We start from the raw sequence: 16,253 nt of genomic DNA, 5'->3' as shown, positions 1-16,253 counted from the left end.
GCTCTCCTGGGATGGGGCGCCCCGCCCGCGCGGAGCGAAGTGATGTGACTTGGTGCCGTCACCATAGTCGACGTGACGGTACCAAGTCACATCACTTATGCTGTCCCCATGGCTCGATGGGAACCGAACGCGCGGGAACGGCTGGTGCGCGCCGCACTCGACCTGTTCACCGAACAGGGCTACGACGCCACCACCGTCAACGAGATCGCCGATCGGGCCGGTCTGACCAAGACCACCTTCTTCCGGCACTTCCCCGACAAGCGGGAAGTGCTCTTCGCCGGCCAGGACATGCACGCTCGGCTCCTCGCCGACGCGATCACCGAGGCGCCCAGCCCGGCCACGCCACTCGAAGCGGTCGGCGCGGCCCTCGACGCGATCACGGCTACCTTTACCGACGACCGCCGTGAGTTCAGCGCCAAGCTCCGTCCGGTCATCGCCGGCAGCGGCGAACTGCAGGAGCGCGCCGCCTTTAAGCGTGCCGGACTTGCCGGAGCCATGGCAGACGCACTCCACAAGCGCGGCGTACGGGAACCGACCGCGAGCCTCGCCGCCGAACTCGGCATCCGCGCCTTCGACCGCGCCTTCGACCAGTGGGCCGATCTGACCAACCAGCAGACGTTCACCGAACTCACACGCCACGCACTCGACGAACTGCGAGCCGCGACAGCTGCGCTCGACTAGGACTTGTCCGGGCAATCACGTGCGGCGTCGCCGCAGCGAAAGCTGCATTCCTGGCCGCAACCCTGGTGGCGGCGTGGGGCCGACTGCCTGGAGGGGCTGTGAGTCTGCACACGCTGGTTATCGATGCCTGGAGCTGGCAGGCCGAACGCTGCCCGGTGCGCTGCGGCGACGACGTGTTCACCCTGGCGTGGGAACCAGGCAAACAGCGGGTGCTGCTGCGCACCTACGACCCCGGGTTCTACTTCCCCGAGTGGGACGGCGGTGAGCAGGACAGCTCCGCAATCATCGGCACCCGCAGCGCCTCTGTGGGATGCTGACAACACTCCTGAGCCGACCCTTAGCTGCCTCCGGTGGCCAGCCGGTGGCCGGACGCCTTTGGACGACGTATTACGAGGCAGCACAGACCAACGAGCCGAACGTGCTCTGATCAGGCAGGACGTCATTCGGCAGCACGGCGCGGCACCACGCAACATGATCCCTCACGGTCTCGTAATGCGTAGGTCTCGGGTTCGAATCCCGAAGGCGGCTCCATGGTGAACCCCGGGTCATGCCTCTGACCTGGGGTTTCTTGTTTTCGTCGACCTTGGAATTCGGGTAAATCGGGCACGTGCACTCTACGCATCGCAATGCGTAGGTCTCCGGTTGGCCGTCAGTGGTCATTTCTCGGCGCAGTGCTCTGAGCTGCGGATTTATCTCTATCCGCCTTCTAGCCTTCGCTCCGAAGGCTAGCCCCGGTGGCCATCCGGTGGCCATGCGTGCAGGAAGCGTGCAGCGGTGCTGTCAGGACTCAGGCCGCGCTGGGTTGAGAGTTGTCGAGTTCCCACAAGGCGCGTATTTGCAGCGCTGCGCGCCCCTCCGTGGTGCGGAGACGGGGGCGAGAGCGAGTCGCCTCGCGCTCCTGGAAGCGATCGGCGCGGTCGACTCTGGCCGCGCGGGTGCTTTATGCGCCCGCACTACGGCTTACGTCGTCTGCGTGTTATCGGTGAGGTCGACGTGCGAAGATACGGATCGTGGCTGGACAGAGCGCGGCGGCGGTGCGGTCTTCGGGGAAGGTGCCTCCGGGCCTGCGCGTCCCTCCGTCCGGCAGCGTTGCGCCGCCGGTTGTCACAAAGGTCGACTATCTGCCCTTGGACCAGCTTCCGTGGTCGGACGTGGAACGCCTGTTCCTGCGACTTGCGGAACGCAACGGCCGGGCCGAGCACGCCGAGCTGTACGGCACGCCAGGGCAGGGCCAAGAAGGCATTGATCTGTTCGTCCGCAACACCCGTGAGACAGAAGCGTGTTCCCTGACAGATCCAGAGCGCCGCTACACGACCCTGCAGTCGAAGCACGTGAAGACGCTGAGCGCGGCGAAAATCGTCCAGGCGGTCGATAAGTTCCTGAGAGGTTCCTGGGCCGAACGCTCGGAAGTCTTCATCTATGCCACCACTCACGCCCTGCGACCCATCAAGCTGGCCGAGGAGCTCAACCGCCAGGCGGACAGGCTGGAGCGGAATGGGATCCAGTTCGAGCGCTGGGGACAAGAGTCGGTCAGCGAACAACTGCGACAACTGCCTGAGGTCGTCGACGACTTCTTCGGCCGTTCCTGGGTCGCCCGGTACTGCGGCCCCGAGGCAGCGGAGGCACTGACAGACAGGCTGCCTGGTCGGGACGTGACTGAACTGCGCACCCGCCTGCGCAGCCTCTACCGAGCATCTTTCGCTTTGCAGGACACCGGGGCAATGCTCCTCAACCCGGCGACGTCCACACACGCTCCTGCACCGCTTGAGTACATCATGCTGGACATCACCGACAGCGGCGAGGACTCCCGGGTCGGCAGCAGTCGGGACGCTGCGGACTATCAGGGTCAGACGGACGATCACCCGGCCGGGCGCCGCCCCCACAGAGACGGGGAGGAGAACTCGGCACGCCAAGGGGAAAAGACCTTCGGAAGAAAGACACTCTGGCAGGGCCGGGACGAGGTGCTCGCCGTGGACCGCATGTTACAGCTCAACCGAGTCGAGGAGGACCTGGGCGGCGCGGACGTCACTCGCAGAGCCTGCGACGAGTGGCTGGCCACCGGTGATCTGTCGGTCGTGGCTGGCGGGCCCGGTGCGGGCAAATCGAGACTGTTGCGCTTTGTTGTGTCCGACCTGCTGGACGAGACACCCCGTTCCCCAGCGTTGGCGGGTAAGTTCGGCTCGAGCCTGCCGGTGTGGCTTCCCTTCTCATTTCTCTGTGAATACCTCAAAGAAGACGCGGAACGGTCGATCGAGTCTGCCGTCCGGGCCTGGCTCTCACGGTACTCCGCGCAGCACCTGCACGATCTGGTGGCACGGGCCCTGGCCGACGATCGGCTGCTGCTGGTCGTTGACGGCCTGGACGAATGGACCGACGAGGACAGCGCCCACCCTGCCTTGAACCTCCTTGAGAACTTCGTCCGCAGCCGTAACGTCGCTGCCATCGTTTCGAGCCGCCCTTACGCCCTGCGCCGCCTGATGCCGCTGGCCGGCTGGCGGGTGGGAAACCTGGCCTCGCTGTCTGAAGCTCAGCAGCAGAGCATGGCACGGGCCGCTTTCGCCAGGGCCGTGCCGGCCGAGCCGACCACCTCCGCAGACCCTCGGGGTCCAAGCCAGGTCGCCCAACGCCTCAAAAGAGACACCGCTGACCGCTTCCTGGACGAGGTCAAGGCCGTAGCCGACCTGAAGGCACTGGCTACCGTGCCGCTGTTCCTTCTGATGCTGGCCGGGATGTGGTCGAGTGGCCCGCTGCCCACACGACGCATGGAAGCCTACCGGCGGCTGGTCGACGTCCTTGTCGAGCAGCACCCCGCAATTCGCCGACGGGACATGCGCCGACCCGGCAACGCGCTGGAATCGCGAGAGATCCGCCAGGTTCTCGCCGCTGTCGCGTACGAACTGCGCCAGGCCGAGACAGGACCTGCCGCCAGCGCCCGCGTGTGGCGCACAAGCGTGGTCCGGGCACTGTGCGATGACGACCTATTCGGCTACGACCCTGCGGAAGCCCGCCGCTTGGCCCCGCAGGTCATGGAGACAGCCGAAGGCGATCTCGGCATCCTGGTCGCGCAGGGAGCCAACACCCTGGGCTTCGCCCACCGTGCCGTCGCCGAGCAGCTTGCCGCCGAGTACTTGACGACCCTGCCCCTGGCCGACCAGAAGGACATCGTCCGATCCAGGGTGGGCTCCCGCTCCTGGCGCGACGTGCTGCTTGCCCTGCTGGCTGGCCAGGGACGACCAAGTGAGGTCGCCGATCTGTTGCAGACGGCCATCAGTGCAGGACCGGAGAACTCACAGGCGGAAATGGGCGGTCACGAACTGGCCGCAGAAGCCCTAGAAGCTGGCGTCCGCATGCTTCCCCGCGACGTCACCCGCTTCGCCCGGGTGCTGTACGACCGCGTCGAACGCCACCCCTGGATGCCCCACAGGGCGCGCCTGCTCGCCGCCCTCACGGGCGCCCTCACCGAGACGACCGCCAGCCGAGTCCTGCTCCCATGGTTCGCCCGCAAAGCCATAGCCACCACCGACGACCCGAACGCATACTGGGCGCTGCGCCGCGCGAATATCGCCGCACCGGACACCGAGGCGATCTTGCTGCGGGCTCTGGAACACCCCTCTCACACTGTGAAGCACGCCTCGGCCCAGGCTCTCGCCCAGCGCATGGGCAGCACCGAGGAAGTGGCACAGTCCCTAGCTTTGGTAGTTTCTTCGGGCAGCGAGGCCCGCACCCAAGCCGCTGCCCTCGAAGCACTGGTTACCGGCTGGCCCGACCATCCCCGGACGATGGCGATGGTCTCCTGGGGCATGCGCCAGGGTGCCATTGGCATCCGGGCCGTCGCACTGCGCGCGCACCGGGCCCTGCAACGCGATATTTCCACCAGCGGTACAACCCCCGCCTGGGATGAGAACGACCGCCAGCGGTTGCTCAGCCTGCTGGAACGGGACTCCCCAGGGGACTTCTGGGACCGTGCCACAGTGGAGATGGTCAGCGAAGCGGCCCGGGGCGACGAGTCCGTGCGCGACCTCTGCTTCGGCATCCTGTCGGGCAGCCCCGGCCGACCCGGCACCCCCGGGTCACGGGAACTCGCCTGGTGGGTGCTGCTCACCGCATTCCCGCACGACCCGAAGGCGGTCAGGTGGGTGGCCCGCGAAATCGCCTCCGACGAGTACTTCCCCTACACCCTGGCCCAGGCGCCTGCCGACTGGGCGGATGAGCCCGCCATCCGCGACGCCGCCCAGACCCGCCTGCTACGCGAATCCGCCCACTTCGGGGACGATCCCTCCAACCTGGCCCGGCTGGCCAGGACCGACCAGGTCCGCGACCACCTGATCAACGCGCTCGACGCCGTCTTCGGCACAGCCGCGGCGGCCCGGGCACTGCAACACAACTACGGCGACGACCCTGCCGCGCGGGAAGCACTGCTACGCAAGATCAACGGACCTGTTGACGACGCGGTGCCTTTTACGGAGGTCGTCGCGGCTGCCCTGGGACCCGAGCAGGGCATCGACCGCTTGGTCGAGCTGATCCAGCAGCGCCCGCAGAAGGGCATCCAGCACGTCATCGCCGCCCTGTGCAGCCTCTGGATCGACTGTAAGAAGGCCGCACGCGGTGAATCCTCCCCCTTCCAGCGTGCTCAGGCCGAGCGCACCCTGGAACGTCACGATGCACGCGCTCTTGCCAGCCTGTGCCTTGACGCGGTGCCGAGCGAGGACTTCGGCACCGCGCGCGGTTGGATCATCGGCGCGTGGCCGGAAGTCCCCGAGGTCTTGGCCTACGCCCACCAGTGTCTGAACGGGGCTTCTCCCGAGGCCGGCGCCGTTCTCATCGGCTACGGCCCGCTCGACAGTCCGGAAGCGGCACAGATCGTCGCCGAAGCGACAGCCCTGCTCAACCCCCTCCCACCCGCCCTGCGCGCACTGATCGCCCAGCAGCTCACACGGCGCGGCATCGACGCCGATATCGTGATCGAACTGACGAAGGACTGGCGCCACGACACCTCGGGCCCTGTGCGCCGGGCCGCCGTAACAGCGCTCGCCCGCGCGCTCGCCCCGACTTCCTCCACGGCGCCCGACACTGATGCCGCGCTGTTGCCCAATTCCGCCACGACGCAGCGAACACACCAGCAACAGGCACTCCAGCGCCTGCGTACCGAGTGCCGACAGGAACTGCTCGCCCACGATGTTGAGATGGGTGACGACCGCCGCCGCACTGCCTGGGTGATCATGCTCCTGCTCGACGATGTCACCCTGCTGGGAGGCGTTGTAGAACGCTACGACGGCCGTCCCGCCGCCATCGAACTCGACGATCTCGTGTCGGACTACGACCCCCAACTGACCGAACTGATCGCCACTCACTGGACCGCGCTGCAACAACAGAGCGACAACCGCTTGGTCGAGCGTCTCGCCGGACGAGTGCGCCGCGAAAGCCTAGACCTCACTGACGTGTGGTCACGGCTGGCGACCGTTGCCGCTCGCCACCCAGATCTCGACCGAGCCCTAAGCGATGCCGTGCGCGACGACCCTGAACTCCTTCGAGAAAAAGGGGTATTCGCCTGGTATGCCGGTGCCAATCCGGAAGATCCGCGCCTGCTCAACCATGCAGTCCAGGCAGCTCAGGCTGACAACGACCCCCAACCCGTCCTCCACGTGGCTAGCAGACTCCGTCCTGCTGACGCCCACCGACGCGAACTGCTGGAGCTTCTGACTCACCCAAGGCGCAGAGCACCGTCATCGCAGCTGATAAGCGACGATGACATCGACCTGGCTGTCACCGGCTGGCGTCGCATCGCCCTGGCCCGGCTCTCGCCCGACGACCCGCACGCGCGCAGTCTGTACCGCAAGTTGCAAGAAGACCTCGCCAGCGGCTATCGACTCAATTGGACTTGGCCCGAGGCCATTGAGGTGACGATCAGTCTTGCCCCGGCCGCCCACGTGCCTCACCTCGCGCTGCGCATCGCCGAGCGGCTACAGCGCCGCGGCGTCACCTTTGCTGGCCCGCATCTTGTCGACGCCACCGCCCACCGCATCCGCCGTGACCTCGAGGCTGAGGAAGCCGTGATCGCCGCCATCACCAGCCCCGACGCCATGAACACCAGCACTGCCGCATGGGACTTCGACGGTCACACCTACACCGCTGCGTCCAGCCAGCGAGCCCACCACCAGATTCTCCTGGCCGGCATCCTGGGCACCGCGACCGGGCTGCCCGCCGACGTAGCCGCAGCCCTGGCGCCGCTCGCCGACAGCGACAGCGTCTTGCACGACAATCCCCTGATGACACCCCGGCCGATCAGACTTGCCGTCCTCGACCTCCTCGATGCCGCTCGGTGAGCCCAGCGCATCGCGCTGATTCGTAGGGTTTCGAGCCGCTCACGCGTCGCGAAGGGCAGCCGCTGCGTAGGCTCACTCGGGTCACTGAAATTCTCGGCGCTCTGTGAGATTGAGATGGCTCGGGCAGAATTGGGAGAGTGGGAGCGGTTCAGCAGACGTCGCGGCAGCACCTTGTGTCCCAGGTGATCCTTAAAGCGTTCACCGAGCCCGGGCCAAGGGGCAGCGGCTGCCGACTGCTCCCGTTCGACCTTCGTTATCCGGAGCGTCGGCATAAGCTGCAAACGACGCGGGCGTGCGGCTGGGTCGAGGACTTCGTCGCCTTCGACTCCGAGGCCGCAGAGGACCTGTGGGGCTCGATCGAGCGGAAGGTGCCCGCGGCGCTCGCTGCGGTGCACGCGGGAGTTCCGTTCGCGGACCCGGACCATGCCTCGGTGCTCCGTGACCTGGTCGTACTGCACTTCGTCCGCTCCCTTCACTACCGAGAGGTGCACGTAAGCGCGTTCGCGAAGGTTCGAGCCGAACTGCGTAGCTCGCTGGTCCAGATCTATGGAAAGCAACTGCACCATGAGGCGCTACGCGAGACCGGACTGCACCTGACCGGCCGCAGGACCCTAGGCGCCTACGCCGAACTGCTCATCGACCGCTCGCAGACGGTGCGGGACCACGAGAGTGGGAAGCTTTTCCGCACCAGCGTCGAGAGCACCTTCCGCAAGGTGCAGGCCCAGGCGTCGACCTGGCAGGTGGAGATCCACACACCCGCATCGGGCAAGTTCCTTATCGGCGACAACCCCGCGGTGACCCTGAACCAGAGCAGTGGGGTCACGGAATGGGGGATGCCCTTCGGGGATGCCACCTCAATGGTACTGCCGATCGGCCCGCAGCATCTGGTGGCCCTCGGCCCGCGCAACAGGGCGGGCACCCTGTCCGCAGCCGAAGTCGAGGCGCTCAACACCGTGCAGGTCTACGCCGCCAGACGCTACGTCTACATGCACCCCTGCAGCGGCCTGGAAGCCTTCGTCACCCAGGCTGCACGGGAGCGACCGTCAACACAAGTACAGGGGTGATGTTTACTGTCCCGGCGGAACGCGCCCGACTGGGACGGGCCTTGGCGCGCTGGATGACGCAGGAGCCTCGTGCGTTGCGAACGTTCCTGAGCCCACCGTCGTCACCCAATCAGTAGCCGCGCTGCGGCCCACCACCGAGACTCCTGCCAGGCCCGCGCGTGCGCCGTACGGCTGTCGCAGTGCAAACGGCCCGGCTCGGCCCGGTAACCCCGTCGGCGCGTGGGCGCCGGGCTCGGGCCAGTCGCACGTGAGCACTCCCGCCGAGGACAGTAGCCGTTGCTCAGGAGCCTGTGCGACAACAGTTCGTCTGAAATGATCCTGAGGCGATGCAGACCGACGTGTTCACCACTGACTGACTGGCGAGGAACGGCTCTCTTTCCATGAAGATTCACTCAATAGCCGCCGAGGACTTCCTCTCCTTCGCCTCGCTTGCCCTGTCGCTGCGGCCGGGGACGACCATCGTGACCGGACCGAACGGTGCCGGGAAGTCGAACCTGGCGTCGGCTGTGGCGCTACCTCTGCTTGTTCTGGAGCGCGGGCTGCGCGGCGCAGACGCGGATCCGCTGGAGGTGTTTCAGCAGGCGGGCCGGCTCGGGGCCGACACCTACGCCGTCAGTCTGGACATCGAGCTCGACCAGCCCTGGGAGGAAGACCTGGTGCGGTGGTTCGTCGAAGCGGCCGTCGCCTCCGCAGCTCTTGAGGACGTTTCCCCCGGCGATCCAAGCCCGCGGGCGGCTGTCTTGGCGCTCTTTACAGAGTTGGGAGTGGCTGCGGACTCCGTGCGTTCCCTGCTGAGGGGAACATTGTGTGTCGCCTACAACGCCCGGCAGCCCGAACGGTGGTGGGCCGCCTGGAACTTCCGCCACGCCAATGAGGACTTCCAACTCCTGGTCGACGGGCCGGGCAGGAACCGGCTTCAGCGAGGCCACATCTTCCCGTGGATGGACGGCCTTGTGAATCACTTCCGCACCACGGTGCCGCCCCTGGGACACACACCGGACGCAGACACGACCGGCGGTGTCGCCGTGCTGAGGTCCTTCCTGCGCGAGGAGATGTCGGAGAGAGCGGGCAAGCCGCAGCCCTCTGCAGTCGACTTCGGTCGCATGCTCGACACTCTCGATCAGATGGTCGCGTTCGTCATGCAGGTTCAACCCCTGACGAACGGCAGTGCTCGGCAGCCGGTGAGTCTGGGCATGCTCGCCCGGGCACTGGGTCACGAGCAGCAGCAGCCCAAAGTCCGCTTCGAATTCCGAACTGTGCTGGCCGAGGTGCTGCGCCGCGGGCTGGTCCTCACCGACAACCGCCGACTGCCGCTGGCGCGGCATTTCCCGCTAGCAGCCCTGGGCGCGCCGGTTGATCTGCGCGACGGCAGTGGCGTGGCCGCCGAGCTGTTCCGGCTGAAGAATGGAGACCCAGACGAGCAACAGCGCTTCGAACAGGCCAGGGGGATCTTCACTGGCATCACTGGGCTGTCCCTGTACCTGCGCAGTTTGCCGGCGGACGACTCCACTGTCGCCGTCGACATCCTCGTCGGAGAAGCCGACCAGGCCCGTATCGCCCAGTTCGCGGGCGCCGGAATCCAGGAGGCGCTCCTGCTGGCCACTCTGCTCGCCGGCGAACCGGGGCGGGTCGTCGTGCTGGACGAGCCCGCGGTGAACCTGCACCCCACGATGCAGCGGCGTCTGGCCCGCCGCCTTGCCGATGTCCACGGCATCGTCATCACCCACAGTCCGGACCTGATCCCGTGCTCCAGCATCGATGACCTGGATCATGTCGTCCGGCTCACTCCACACCCCGACGGCACCCGGGTCGCCACTCTTCCCGCGCAGAACAAAGGGCGGCTCGGTGAGTGGCTGCAGAACCTGCTGCTGACCGACGTGCGGGCGCTGCTGTTCGCCTCCGCGGTCATCTTGTGCGAAGGCTCAACCGAGCTCGGCGCGCTCGGGCACTGGTGGCAGGACGGTGCGGCTGGACTCGGTGATCCGCAGGGTGCCAACATCGCCCTGGTCGACGTTGGCGGCGACAACAACTTCGGTGGCTACATCAACTACCTGGAAGCGTTCCAGATCCCCTGGGCGGCTGTGGCCGACGGTCCCGCATTCGGGCCGGCCAGCGGGCTCAGCAAACAGCTCGGCAAGCTCCGGCTGGCACCCCCCGACAGGCGCCCCGACGATGACGACGCCTTCCAGGTCTGGCGGGAGTACTGGAACCGCACCGGCGTCTTCACCGTCGCCGATACCTTCGGCGGGGACCCAGGCAAGTCCGGCGAGTTCGAGGCCTTCCTGGAACGCATCGACGAAAACCTGCTGGAACGGACCCGCGACATCCACCGCAAGAGCAAGCCACGCATCGGTACCGCCTTCGCCGCCGCCCACCCCGAAATACCCCAAGAGATAGCCGACCTCTACCAGCAGATCCGGTGCCACCTCACAACCCGAACCGACACGCCACAGGCTCAGTGACCCACAGACACCGGCATGACCGCCCCTTGTTGGAGGACGACAATCTCGATGAGCGAGGCCTTCGGCGCCTCCGGTGGCCAGCCGGTGGCCGGACGCCTTTGGACGGTGCAGCACGAGGCAGTATCGGTCAACCAGCCGTACATGCTCTGATCAGGCAGAACAGCACCAGGAAGCATGACCCAGCACCACATAACACGAACGCTCACGGTCTCGTAATGCGTAGGTCTCGGGTTCGAATCCCGAAGGCGGCTCCATGGTGAACTCCGGGTCAGTCCTCTGACCTGGGGTTTCTTGTTTCCGTTGACCTTGGAATTAGGGCTAATCGGACACTCGTAGTCTGCGCATCGCAATGCGTAGGTCTGCGGTTAGCCGTCAGCAGCCATTACCTGGCGCAACGCTCTGACCTGTGGCTTTGTCACCGTTCGCCTTCCCGTCTCCGCTCTGAGGGAAGGTCCGGTGGCCATCCGGTGGCCAAACGTGCAGCGAGCGTGCAGCGGTACTGCCAGGGCTCACGCCGCGCGGGCTGAGATGTTGTCGAGTTCCGACAATCACCTGGCGTGACTCGCCGAGACTAGGCTGCACCGAATGGAGGGCCATACGTCTGCGCGCCGCAAAAGGCCCTCCGCCGCCAGAGGTCGGAACCAGAGTCAATGGCCAGCGTTCTTGCCCGAGCACGACGATCTGCCCGTCGGTCGGGCTGTTGCTGGCGGGCACCGCGAGGCAAGGTGCGAACTGGCCGTCGGCAAGACGAACTTCTGGCTTCGGCCCGCAAGAATTGGGTTATTGCACGTGATCGGCGCCCTTGCTGCTTACTCCCTTTGTTGCGCGGCGTCGAGGATGCGCAGTACCAGTGGGCCGATGCCCACCTCGGACCCCGCTGGGCAGCGGGAGTCAGGCCGAAGTACCTGTTCCTGGCGCACAAGATGAACCGTCACGCCGACAAGCCCTACCCCGTGGAGAGCGTCCACCAGACGCTCTCCAAGTTCGCCCGTCGCCTCGGCATCCGCGACAGCGCCGGGAGGCTGGTGGACTTCAACCGCACCCACCGGTTCCGGCACACCAAGGCCACCAGTCTGTTCAACGTCGGCGTGCTGCCGTCGCGGTCCCTGGGCACCTCGATCCCGACCGGACCGGCCTCGGTCAGCACGGTCTTGGCGCGGATGCCGTTGCGGGAGTTCCCACTGCCCGCACCGGCCGGGTCGTGCTTCTCGTAGCCGAGGTGGTCGGTGATCTCGCCCTCCAGGGCGGACTCCAGCATGCGCTTGGTCAGCTGCTGGAGCAGCCCGTCCTCGCCGGTCAACTGCAGGCCGCCGGCGCGGGCACGATCGACCAGCTGCCCGATCACTGGTCGTCCAGCAGGTCCGCCTACAGCTCGACCGGCCGAACCTCTTCAACCGTCTCAACGGAGACAGACATGTCGCTCATCAGGTGCTACTTCCATGATCGGGAGTTACACCGATGACCGTACAGACCCATACACCGGCAATTCACCATTGCGGCGTAGGTGACGAATCCACCGAGTACGTTGCCGGTGTGACGGGCGGTTTTGGTAGCCAGGAAGTCCGAGGGTGCCCAGCGAGATCGAGGCGAGGACACCGGACACCGGCTTGTTGTCGGCCAGGATCGCTTCCAGGCCGGTCATCGCTACCAGTTGTGGTCGAGTTGGGTAGTCGGGGTCAGGGACAGGAATTCTGCGCGGACGGTTGGATCGTCGTGAAATGCCCCGAGCACGTGGGTGGTGACCATGTGGGCGCCCTGGGCGTGGGCGCCACGCAGGTTCATGCATGAGTGCGAGGCGCGGATCACACAGGCTGCGCCGATGGTGCTGAGCTTGGTGTCGATCGCGTGCACGATCTGCTGGCCGAGTCGTTCTTGGATTTGGGGGCGGGCGGCGAATTCTTTGACCAGGCGGGCCAGTTTCGACAATCCGACGATGCGGGCGCCGGGAGCGGGTATGTAGGCCACGCTGGCTGTGCCCGCCCAAGGCAGTAGGTGGTGTTGGCAGAGCGAGACGAAACGGACACCGGTTACCACGATCATGCCGGGGTCGGTGGGCTCGGCGGGGAAGGTGACATCAAGGAACCGGTGGGGGTCGCGGTGGCGTCCCGCGGTCATCTCGGCCATCGCGCGCACAAACCGCTCGGGGGTGCGGATCGTGTGTTCGTCCTCGCAGGCGATGCCCAGACAGGCGAGCATGGCGCGGGCGTGGCGGGCGGCCAGGTCGAGGTCAATGCCGGCTTGGCCATTGAGCTCGCCGCCGTGCTTGGGGTCGAGCGGATCCCCCGGCTGAGGGTCGAGTGAGGTGATTGTGGTCACGGGGGGTCATCGTCTCCGTTGATCAGCCCGCAACAGTACGTGCGGGCGGGTGGACAGGTTGTAGTCGCGGGTCAGGGCGGGGGCGGCGAGTAGGTGGCTGTGGCCCAGCACCGCTTTGGTGGTGCGTGCCTCGGGCATCATCGCGGCCGTAGACCGTTTGCCACGGCCCGAAGCGCTCCGGCGAATCACGCCACTGAACTGTGGTCCCGGTACAGCCGTCGAAGTTCCGCTGCAGCAACGGCCGTCGACCCGGTGCACGGTGCAGATGGGTTTTCCCGGGCTCATGCGCCTTGATCTGCTCGCCCGTCCGCGCAACGAGTTCGTTGAACGCGGCGGTCGCTTCCTGGTCCGTGCAGGTGGAGCGAGCCATCAGTGGGAACATCTCGTGTCTCTCTCAGCGTTGCTGCGGCCCCGGCCACGTGTCGGTCAGGAGGCGGACGGCAGGACGATGTCGCGCCGTATTTCCCCGTCTGCTGGGCGCACCAGCAGGGACTGGGCGTTCGGCGCGTGCGCCGTGCTGATCACGATCAGGGTGTACGTGCCGGGCGTCAGCCCGGTGACCTGGTACCGGCCGCCGGCTACCTGCGCCAGCGCCCGGCGCTCGCCCTGGCTGGTCACCACGACGATCCACGCCTCGCAGCCGCGCGGATGCTCCGGGCAGCGCAGCGAGCCGGTGAGGGTCACGGCTCCTGCGTTGCCTGCCGCACCGCGGAACGGTTCTTCGGCCGCAGCGGCGGACGCGAGGGGACGGGCCGCCTTATTGCCCGCGGACGCGCCTATGGTGGAACCGGCGGGGGCTGACGCGGCGTCACGGCTGACGGCAGGAGGCGCGCTCGGCACGCCGGCCGGGACCGGGCTGGTGGTAGCGCCGTCCGCCACAGGCACCGCAGCGGGCGGGGCGGCGATGATGGTCAGGCCGCGGGTGTCCGCGATGCTGGCGAGTACCTCCTCCAGCGCGGCGAGCTCGCGCAGTGCGACATGCAGGCGGTCAGCCCGCTGACCGGGGGGGCCGCTCAGGACCGATTCCAGTTCGTGGATCACCGGGCTGACCCGTATCCAGGTGCCGTCTCGCTCACCCGTCGCGATCTGTCGGTCCAGGGCGTGCAGGGAGGAGGCGAACACCTCGGTGATGTGGTCTACCCGGGTACGCAGGTGCGGAGCGAGGTCGATGTCGATGTCCGCCGCCGCGGCCAGCTCGTGCGCGTGCTGCGTGGCGGTGCCGAGCAGTGCCAGCAGGTTCTCGCCGCTGCGCCCGCGGATTGCGAGCGGCATCCGCACCAGCGGCAGGACCGCGCTCTGTACCTGTAGCAGGGCGGCGTCCACGCCGCGCGCCGCGCCGCGCAGGCGCACCGGGGCGTCGGGTTCCTTCCAGCGCACCGCCACCTGGCCGACCAAGTGCTCCAGCGCGGAGAGGTAGCCGCGCTGTGCCTCGCGGGCGACCTTGCGGGTCGGCACCGGAAAGATGAGCGCCGCGCATGCGGTGGCCACCAGGATGCCCAGCGCGTTGTCCATCAGGCGCTGGGTCAGGAGCCAGTCCATGTCGCGGTACGGCGTGGTCAGGCCGTACGTCTGCACCAGCGCGGCGACCAGGCCGGTGAGCCAGTAGGCGTACCGGCGCTGGAAGCCCCACGCCCCGAAGGCGATTGCGGCCACGATGACTGCCAGGGTCCAGTAGATGTGGCCGGGGCCGATCAGGTGCAGCAGGGCGATCCCGATGACCGCGCCGGCGACGGTGCCCACCATGCGGTGCGCGAGCTTGCGCAGGCGCTCGTGGGTGGTGTTGGTCCCGCCGAAGGTGATCATCACGCCGATCAGGGCCCAGAAGTAGCGGGATGGGTTGATGGCGTCGGCGATCGGGCAGACGATCGCGGCGGCGGCCCCGGCATGCAGGGTCAAACGCCAGTAGGGGACGGCCCGCCGCCAGCCGCTGCCGCCCTGGGCGGCGCCTACCCGCCGGGCGGCCGGCCCGGTTCCGGCCGGCCGGTTACGTTCTAGCGCGACAGTGGGCTGGAAGGACACCTTGGCCTGCGTCGTGGGCGAGCTCCAGCCGAGGTTCAGCCAGTGGGCGAGGGCGTCGGCGAGCACGTCCAGCAGGTCGGCGACGCGCCGTGCCAGCGCTCGGACCTCGTCTTCGTTGACGGTCGCACCGTCGGGCATGGCGGTGGTCTGCTGCCGGATCAGCTCGGCGGCCGGGCCAAGCGCGTCGAGCTGCCCCAGGTGGGTGTCCCGGGCGATGACCAGTGCGACGGCCATAGCCTCGCGAAGCTTGGCCGGAACCGGGCGGCCGGCTATCTGCTGCACCGCCTTGCCGATGCCCTGCAGGGCGAGTTCGGCGTCGAAGAGGTACTGGTGCAGCAGCTCGGCCAGGTGCGGATCGGCGGCGACCTCGGGCCGGGCGAGGTGCCCGTCGATGGTGACGGTGGTGACGTTCAGCCGGTGCAGTGCACGGCTGATCCGCCTGATCGCGATGGCCTGGCCGGCATCCGGGTCCAGCGCGGTCGCGGCGGCGTTCACGACCCGGCGCGCCTGGACGACGAAGGCGCGCTGGGTGCGCAGCAGATCCTTGCGGGGCCTGGGGTAGCACAGCAGTAGGCGGGCGGCCAGCACCGCGACGGACGCGACGACAGCGATGACGAAGAGCGGGCCGCAGTCCTCGAGCGGGATGTCGGCCGTCACGCCAACCGAAAAGCCGCTGAACATCGCTATGCCGATCAGCATTCCGATGGGCCCGAACCGGATCAGGAAGTTGCCGAGCGCCACCGTGAACACGTTGAGGCAGAGCTCGAGTGGCCGGTCCGGGTGCAGCCACGAGGCAAGCGGGAGCATGGCCGCATACGGGATCGCCAAGCACAGGATCGCCCGCGCCAGCCGCAGCGGAGTGCTCCCGGCGACCGCGAAGGAGCTCACCATGCCCATCAGGCCGCAGACCAGCATCCCCAGCATGGCCGGGACGCCCAGGGCGTTGGACATGCCGTAGCCCACGGCGAGGTAGACGGTCATGGAAACCAGCGAGGACCATCCCGCCTGCAGGTGGCCGAGCCCGGGATCCCCGGCGAGCACCCAGTCCCAGCAGCGTCGCGGCCCGCCGACCCGGTGGAACGTCGGTGGGCGCCGGTGCGAGGGCGGATGCGAAGCCGCGGCGGGTACCTGCTCGGTTGCGGTCGATGCCGAGGAGGCGGTGGGTGACGTGGTCAACTGATCTCCGATTAAAGGACGTTCAGAAGGTGCAGGCGGTTTCTCGAGGGACCGCCAGGTGTGTTCCGGATCGTCGACGTACGCCCGGAGCCCGTCGAGCCGCACCGCGGCCATCCGGTGCCGCGCCTGGTCCAGCAGTTCCCGTCCGTCGTCGAAACGGACTCGGGTTCTCCTGTCGAGCATCACCCGGTCGGGCGCCGGCGGCAGGCGGC

8 protein-coding genes and 1 pseudogene are annotated in these 16,253 nt (G+C 67.5%); 5 read left to right on the top strand and 4 right to left on the bottom strand.

The features are described 5' to 3' along the window. The first annotated feature begins 108 nt into the window (after nucleotides 1-108). The 5 genes from FCI23_RS21840 (at nucleotide 109) to FCI23_RS21820 (ending at nucleotide 10,530) form a co-directional block, all read left to right on the top strand. Nucleotides 109-681: a TetR/AcrR family transcriptional regulator gene (locus FCI23_RS21840; RefSeq protein ID WP_136725627.1), complete on the top strand. Its 573-nt coding sequence runs from the start codon at nucleotides 109-111 to the stop codon at nucleotides 679-681. Nucleotides 682-779: 98 nt separating this feature from the next. Beyond that, nucleotides 780-998 (top strand): hypothetical protein, encoded by a 219-nt coding sequence (locus FCI23_RS21835; protein WP_136725626.1) that lies wholly within the window; start codon nucleotides 780-782, stop codon nucleotides 996-998. Nucleotides 999-1,808: 810 nt separating this feature from the next. Beyond that, nucleotides 1,809-7,004, top strand: a complete 5,196-nt coding sequence (locus FCI23_RS21830) for an NACHT domain-containing protein (RefSeq protein WP_136725625.1) — start codon at nucleotides 1,809-1,811, stop codon at nucleotides 7,002-7,004. A gap of 137 nt (nucleotides 7,005-7,141) precedes the next feature. After that, nucleotides 7,142-8,068, top strand: coding sequence for a DUF4238 domain-containing protein (locus FCI23_RS21825; RefSeq protein WP_169316883.1), 927 nt, complete (start codon nucleotides 7,142-7,144; stop codon nucleotides 8,066-8,068). Nucleotides 8,069-8,448: 380 nt separating this feature from the next. Continuing rightward, a complete protein-coding gene (locus FCI23_RS21820; protein ID WP_136725623.1) occupies nucleotides 8,449-10,530 on the top strand; it encodes an AAA family ATPase in 2,082 nt (693 codons plus the stop codon). Between the two features lie 1,090 nt (nucleotides 10,531-11,620). On the opposite strand, the pseudogene FCI23_RS21815 reads toward FCI23_RS21820, so the two are convergent. The 4 genes and pseudogenes from FCI23_RS21815 to FCI23_RS21800 all read right to left on the bottom strand — a co-directional run. Further along, nucleotides 11,621-11,875: pseudogene (locus tag FCI23_RS21815) on the bottom strand (transposase); the annotation flags it as partial. A 299-nt stretch (nucleotides 11,876-12,174) separates the two neighbouring features. Then, nucleotides 12,175-12,846 (bottom strand): GTP cyclohydrolase I, encoded by a 672-nt coding sequence (gene folE / locus FCI23_RS21810; protein ID WP_211265429.1) that lies wholly within the window; start codon nucleotides 12,844-12,846, stop codon nucleotides 12,175-12,177. Between the two features lie 6 nt (nucleotides 12,847-12,852). Further along, nucleotides 12,853-12,987: a hypothetical protein gene (locus tag FCI23_RS62410; RefSeq protein WP_265737760.1), complete on the bottom strand. Its 135-nt coding sequence runs from the start codon at nucleotides 12,985-12,987 to the stop codon at nucleotides 12,853-12,855. Nucleotides 12,988-13,272: 285 nt separating this feature from the next. Next, a complete protein-coding gene (locus FCI23_RS21800; RefSeq protein ID WP_169316882.1) occupies nucleotides 13,273-16,041 on the bottom strand; it encodes an FUSC family protein in 2,769 nt (922 codons plus the stop codon). Nucleotides 16,042-16,253: the final 212 nt, after the last annotated feature.

Origin of the sequence: Actinacidiphila oryziradicis (assembly GCF_005047355.1) — a bacterium.
GTDB lineage: Bacteria > Actinomycetota > Actinomycetes > Streptomycetales > Streptomycetaceae > Actinacidiphila > Actinacidiphila oryziradicis.
This window is presented reverse-complemented; position numbering and strand designations above follow the sequence as displayed.